This is a genomic window from Aeromicrobium sp. REDSEA-S32_B7 (assembly GCF_001626145.1).
Taxonomy (GTDB): domain Bacteria; phylum Actinomycetota; class Actinomycetes; order Propionibacteriales; family Nocardioidaceae; genus Aeromicrobium; species Aeromicrobium erythreum.
Genome location: NZ_LUNF01000222.1, coordinates 1 through 5,966, shown reverse-complemented (window position 1 = coordinate 5,966; position 5,966 = coordinate 1). Strand labels below are relative to the sequence as shown.

Here is a 5,966-nt window from a genome sequence, read left to right as displayed (position 1 = left end):
CTCGTCGACCGCGTTCGCGGCGTCCAGCAGCTCCTGGCTGAAGACCAGCTGGCCACGCACGGCGCCCGCCGTGAAGCCGGCGGTGTGCGTGTCCGCGGAGAACCCGGCCGGGTTCGCCTCGAGCTGCGCGAGGGTGAAGCCGGTGCCGGTGTCGGTGCCGTTGGGTGCGAGACCCGTGGTGAACGGACCCTCCGAGCAGCCGGTGCTGGTGCGCACCGTCGCCGTCGGGTCGTCAGCGGGCGTCGGGTTCGGGAAGGCGATCCGCGGCGGGCCGTTGACGCCCGCGCCGGTCTCGTGGATGTGCGTCGCGGTCTTGGCGGGGCTCTGGTACGGCGTCACCACGTTGTTCAGCGTGATGTTCCAGCAGATGACCTCCTCGTCGGAGTTCACGAGGAACTCGAAGCGACCCGTCGCGCCCGGCTGGCCGACGCCCACGGTGCCGTCGGTGCCGACGACCTGCTGGGGCGTCGCGTCGACGACGAAGGCGCTCGTGAAGCTCTCCGGCGGGTCGACGGGGTCGGGGGTGTCGGCCGAGGCGGTCGACCCGAGGGCGCCCAGGGTCAGGGTCGCGGTGGTCGCGAGGACTCCCGCTCCGGTCCATCGGGTGGCGCGCTTCACGGTCATGGTGGTCCCTTCGTCGTGAGGCGCCGGACGACGCCCGCTCGCGGGGTGTACGTCGGTCGACGACGTCGCGTTCACGGCGTGCACCGGGTTTCTTCTCCCCGCGTCTCGGTGAACGACGACGGCGCGGTGGGCGTAGACCTCGGCATGGGCGCGACGTCGGTGATCGATCTGCCGAGTCGTCCTCGCGTGGCTACGGTGGTGCGGACCCGAGCGCGAGAGGACGGCCGGATGGATCCTCGCGGGTTCGACGTACGTGCTGCGTACGCCGCTCACGGCCACGACCTCCTGGGCTTCATGGTCAACGCTGTGCGCGACCGCGGCCTCGCGGAGGAGTGCGTCCAGGAGACGTTCACGCGGGCCTGGCAGGCGCGCGAGCGCTACGACCCGGCGCGCGCCTCGCAGCGCACCTGGCTGTTCGCCATCGCCCGCAACGTCGTCGTCGACGCCGTGCGGGCGCGGGCCCGCCGGCCCGCGCCGGCGTCGGGGGAGCAGACCGAGGAGTCCGCGACCCGTGACGCTGACCTTGCGCGCCTCCTCGACCACGTGACGCTGGTGTGGGCCCTGGCCCAGCTGAGCGAGGCCCACCGCCGTGTCGTCGTGGCCGTGCGGCTGGAGGGCTTCGGCTACGAGGAGCTCGCGGAACGTGACGGCGTGCCGGTCGCGACCCTGCGCTCCCGCATGTTCCACGCGCTGCGAGCCCTGCGTGCGATCCTCGACGAGGGAGAGGAGAGTCCATGAGTACGTCGCACCGCCGTGAGCAGCTGCTGGCCGCTGCTGCCACGGGCACCCTCGGCGCCGACGAGCAGGCCGAGCTCGACGCCCTGCTGCGCGAGGACCCGCAGGCGCGGGAGGAGCTCGAGGCACTGCGCGACGACGCCCGACGTCTCGACGCCTGGCACGCGCCCGCGGGGGAGGGCTGGCTGGCGGCCGAGCCGTCCGCCGCGCTCGACGCGCGCGTGGCGTCCGTGGCCGGCCCGGGCCCGTCGGGGTCCGACCACGACGGGCGACGGAGCATGGGAGGGGCCCGGCGAGGGCGCCTGGTGCTCGCCGCGGCGCTGCTGGTGCTGGCCGGTTCCGGCGCGACGCTCGCCGTCCAGTCCCTCACGAGCGAGCGTCCGGTGCAGGGCCCGCCCGGCACCCTCGGTGCCGTCGAGACGCTCGCGCCGGTGCGCGGCGACAGTCGTGAGCCCGCCGACGTGCAGGCGGCGTTCGTCGCGCACACCTGGGGGACCGAGGCCGTGCTCGACGTCCGGCGCACGCGCCCGGGCGCTGCCTACGAGGTCTACGTCGTCGACGAGTCCGGCCGCGAGGTCGAGGCCGGCGGGTTCCTCGGCTCGCGGGTCGAGGTGCACTGCCGCGTCAACGCCGCGGTCGCGCGCCAGGACGTCTCGGGGCTGAGGATCGTCGACGCCCGGGGTGCGACGGTCGCCCTCGCGCGGGCCCCTCGCGTCTGACGGTTGCGAGGTTCATCGACGTGTCATCTTCGTCTGTCATCATCCGGCCGGAGCCCTGACGAGAGCAAGGAGCGAGATGGCCAAGGTCACGTCGTCCGACGACACCACCCCCGCCGTGGGCAAGGCCGGTGTCGAGAAGTCCGGCAAGAACGCCGGGAAGAAGTCGAAGAAGGCGAAGAAGGCGAAGCAGGCCCTCTCCGAGGCCGAGGAGCAGCTTGCGAAGGCGCTCAAGCAGGTCGAGAAGCTGCGGTCGACGGTCGAGCTGCTCGAGGGCAAGCTGGAGAAGTCGAAGGCGAAGTCCCAGCAGTGGAAGACCGAGGCGCGTCAGGAGCGCACCAAGGTGGCCAAGCTCGAGGCGAAGCTGCGACGGGCCAAGCGGGACGCGCCCGTCGACCGACAGCCGCCGGCCGAGCGCGGCGACCTGCCGGTGGACGACCCGTCGGTGCCGGACGCGTCGTGGACCGTCGTGCGGCTGCGGGCCGCGGCCCGTGAGAAGCAGCTCCCGGGCGTCTCGCGCATGAGCAAGGCGGCCCTGCTCGACGCCCTGCGGTCCTGACCCGGCTCTTCGACGCGGGCTGGCGACCAGGAGGCGTCAGCCCGCGCGACGCAGGCTCTGGCTCAGCCGCTCCGCCGCGGCGGCGACCGCCGGCGCGTGCATGCGTCCGGGCTGCCGGGTGAGGCGCTCGAGCGGACCCGACACCGACACGGCCGCCACGACCTTGCCGGAGGGGGAGCGCACGGGGGCCGAGACCGAGCCGACGCCCGGCTCGCGCTCTCCGACGCTCTGGGCCCAGCCGCGTCGGCGCACGGCCGACAGCTCCGCGGCGGAGAACGTCGCCTTGAGCAGGCCCTTGTTCATCCGCTCGGGGTCCTCCCAGGCGAGCAGGATCTGCGCGGCGGACCCGGCGGCCATGGTGAGCTGGCCGCCGACGGGGATCGAGTCGCGCAGGCCGGTGGGCCGGTCGGCCGCGGCGACGCACACACGGAAGTCGCCCTGACGGCGGTACAGCTGGGCCGACTCGCCGGTGATGTCGCGCAGTCGGGCGAGCACCGGGCCGGCGGCTGCCAGCAGCCGGTCCTCACCGGCCGCGGCGGCGAGCTCGCCGAGGCGCGGGCCGAGCACGAAGCGACCCTGCATGTCGCGGGAGACCAGGCGGTGGTGCTCCAGCGCCACGGCGAGGCGGTGCGCGGTCGGACGGGCGAGCCCGGTGGCGGCGACGAGACCGGCCAGGGTGGCGGGGCCCGGCTCGAGGGCGGAGAGCACGAGGGCTGCCTTGTCGAGCACTCCCACACCGCTGGCGTTGTCCATGCCTTGATACTGCCGTATCGCATGGTGAGACGCAAGTGTTATGCTCTCCAGGCGCCGCAGGACGGGCGCACCACGGACCTGGAGACCACGTCAGAGGAGAGATGATCGCGATGGGCAGGACGCTCGCGGAGAAGATCTGGGACGACCACGTCGTCCGCACGGCAGACGGTGAGCCCGACCTCCTCTACATCGACCTCCACCTCATCCACGAGGTCACGAGCCCCCAGGCCTTCGACGGTCTGCGCCTCTCCGGCCGCCCCGTACGTCGTCCCGACCTGACGCTCGCGACCGAGGACCACAACATCCCGACGACGGACCTCGACAAGCCGATCGCCGACCCGGTCTCGCGCACGCAGGTCGAGACGCTGCGTCGCAACGCCGAGGAGTTCGGCGTGCGGCTGCACCCGATGGGCGACATCGACCAGGGCATCGTCCACGTCGTCGGCCCGCAGCTGGGTCTCACCCAGCCGGGCATGACGATCGTCTGCGGCGACTCGCACACGTCGACGCACGGTGCGTTCGGCTCGATCGCCTTCGGCATCGGCACCAGCGAGGTCGAGCACGTGCTGGCCACGCAGTCGCTGTCGCAGGCCAAGCCGAAGATGATGGCGGTGGAGGTCGAGGGCACGCTGCCCGAGGGCTCGACCGCCAAGGACCTGATCCTGGCGCTCATCACGCAGGAGACCACGGGCGGCGGTCAGGGCTACATCGTCGAGTACCGCGGCGAGGCCATCCGCGCGCTCTCCATGGAGGAGCGCATGACGATCTGCAACATGAGCATCGAGTGGGGTGCCAAGGCCGGTCTGATCGCCCCCGACGAGACGACCTTCGCGTACATCCAGGGCCGTCCGCACGCCCCGCAGGGCGAGGCGTGGGACGAGGCCGTGGCCTACTGGCGCGACCTGGTCACCGACGACGACGCCCACTTCGACAAGGTGGTGCGCCTCGACGCCTCGCAGGTCACCCCGTTCGTCACGTGGGGCACGAACCCGGGCCAGGGCGCACCGCTGTCGGCGACCGTTCCCGACCCCGAGAGCTTCGAGGACCCGATCGAGCGTGAGGCCGCCGCCAACGCGCTCGCCTACATGGGGCTGGAGGCCGGCACGCCGCTGCGCGACATCGCCGTCGACACCGTGTTCGTCGGCTCGTGCACCAACGGTCGCATCTCCGACCTGCGTCGAGCGGCCGAGCTGATCAAGGGCCACAAGGTCGCCGACGGCACCCGCATGCTCGTGGTGCCCGGGTCCGTCCGGGTCCGCCTGCAGGCGCAGGAGGAGGGCCTCGACCAGGTGTTCACCGAGGCCGGTGCCGAGTGGCGGGGCGCAGGCTGCTCCATGTGCCTCGGCATGAACCCCGACCAGCTCACGCCGGGCGAGCGCAGTGCCTCGACGTCGAACCGCAACTTCGAGGGCCGCCAGGGCAAGGGCGGCCGGACGCACCTCGTCTCGCCCGACGTCGCGGTCGCCACGGCCGTCCTCGGCCACCTGGCCAGCCCCGCCGACCTCGAGCCCGTCCGCGCGACCGCAGGAGTCTGACCATGGAGAAGTTCACCTCGCACACCGGCGTCGGCGCGCCCCTGCGTCGCAGCAACGTCGACACCGACCAGATCATCCCCGCCGTCTACCTGAAGCGGGTCACCCGCACGGGCTTCGAGGACGGGCTGTTCGCGGCCTGGCGCAACGACCCCGACTTCGTGCTCAACCGCGAGCCCTACCAGCACGCGACCGTCCTGGTCGCCGGCCCCGACTTCGGTACCGGCTCGTCGCGCGAGCACGCCGTGTGGGCGCTGCAGAACTACGGCTTCAAGGCCGTCATCAGCTCGCGGTTCGGCGACATCTTCCGCGGCAACTCGGGCAAGGCGGGTCTGCTGGCCGCGCAGGTCGACGAGAAGGTCGTGCAGCGGCTCTGGGACCTCCTCGAGGAGGAGCCCGGCGCCCAGGTCACCGTCGACCTCGAGTCGCGCACGGTGCGGGCCGGCGAGGGTCCCGATGCGATCGTCGACTCGTTCACGATCGACGACTACACCCGCTGGCGCCTGCTCGAGGGTCTCGACGACATCGCCATCACGCTGTCGCACGACGACGACATCGCGTCCTACGAGCAGCGTCGACCGGCCTTCAAGCCGGCCACGCTCTGACCCACGCGCGCACGTCCGAGCGGCGAGGCGCGGAGATGGCGGCGGCTGGCGCGGTGGTGCGCCGAGCACCCCGAGAGCGCCTGACGGCTCGACACGTGCCGCCCGTCACGTCGCACGGTGACCGCACGTCATAGGGTCGGGCCCATGGATCGTCCCCGGGCACAGCTGCCGCGAGCGACCCGGTGGATCGTGCGGATCCTGCGGCCGTTCCTCATGGTCGTCACCCGGCGCGACTGGCGGGGTGTCGAGAAGCTGCCGCGCGACGGCGGCTACGTGATCGCTCCGAACCACATCTCGCACCTCGACCCCATCCTCATCAGTCACTTCATGGTCGACCAGGGGGTGGCGCCGCGCTTCCTCGCGAAGGACACGCTGTTCTCGGTCAAGGGCCTCGGACCGCTGCTCGCCGGTGCGGAGCAGATTCCCGTACACCGCAGCACCG

The 5,966-nt window shown here is 72.4% G+C and carries 8 protein-coding genes; 6 read left to right on the top strand and 2 right to left on the bottom strand.

Annotated features, from left to right (window positions below; translation table 11 throughout):
* Positions 1–624 (bottom strand): CHRD domain-containing protein (locus tag A6Q79_RS14615; RefSeq protein ID WP_317698675.1); only part of this gene is annotated, 624 nt, incomplete at its 3' end.
* Between the two features lie 228 nt (positions 625–852).
* Here A6Q79_RS14615 and A6Q79_RS14610 point away from each other — a divergent pair.
* The 3 genes from A6Q79_RS14610 to A6Q79_RS14600 all read left to right on the top strand — a co-directional run bounded on the left by A6Q79_RS14610 (position 853) and on the right by A6Q79_RS14600 (position 2,634).
* Positions 853–1,362, top strand: a complete 510-nt coding sequence (locus A6Q79_RS14610) for an RNA polymerase sigma factor (RefSeq protein ID WP_286689459.1) — start codon at positions 853–855, stop codon at positions 1,360–1,362.
* Positions 1,359–2,078 carry a hypothetical protein gene (locus A6Q79_RS14605; RefSeq protein ID WP_286689458.1) on the top strand — a complete coding sequence of 240 codons (720 nt, stop codon included), beginning with the start codon at positions 1,359–1,361 and terminating at the stop codon, positions 2,076–2,078. The genes A6Q79_RS14610 and A6Q79_RS14605 overlap by 4 nt, the downstream gene beginning before the upstream one ends.
* 76 nt (positions 2,079–2,154) lie before the next feature.
* Positions 2,155–2,634 carry a hypothetical protein gene (locus tag A6Q79_RS14600; protein WP_286689457.1) on the top strand — a complete coding sequence of 160 codons (480 nt, stop codon included), beginning with the start codon at positions 2,155–2,157 and terminating at the stop codon, positions 2,632–2,634.
* 36 nt (positions 2,635–2,670) lie between these two features.
* On the opposite strand, the gene A6Q79_RS14595 is transcribed toward A6Q79_RS14600, so the two are convergent.
* Positions 2,671–3,387 (bottom strand): IclR family transcriptional regulator, encoded by a 717-nt coding sequence (locus tag A6Q79_RS14595; protein WP_055965411.1) that lies wholly within the window; start codon positions 3,385–3,387, stop codon positions 2,671–2,673.
* Positions 3,388–3,497: 110 nt separating this feature from the next.
* On the opposite strand from A6Q79_RS14595, the gene leuC reads away from it, so the two are divergent.
* The 3 genes from leuC to A6Q79_RS14580 all read left to right on the top strand — a co-directional run.
* Positions 3,498–4,922, top strand: a complete 1,425-nt coding sequence (gene leuC, locus A6Q79_RS14590; protein WP_067861683.1) for a 3-isopropylmalate dehydratase large subunit — start codon at positions 3,498–3,500, stop codon at positions 4,920–4,922.
* Positions 4,923–4,924: 2 nt separating this feature from the next.
* Positions 4,925–5,524, top strand: a complete 600-nt coding sequence (gene leuD, locus A6Q79_RS14585; RefSeq protein WP_286689456.1) for a 3-isopropylmalate dehydratase small subunit — start codon at positions 4,925–4,927, stop codon at positions 5,522–5,524.
* 144 nt (positions 5,525–5,668) lie between these two features.
* Positions 5,669–5,966, top strand: a 298-nt coding sequence (locus A6Q79_RS14580) for a 1-acyl-sn-glycerol-3-phosphate acyltransferase (protein ID WP_317698674.1), incomplete at its 3' end; no start/stop codon positions are given.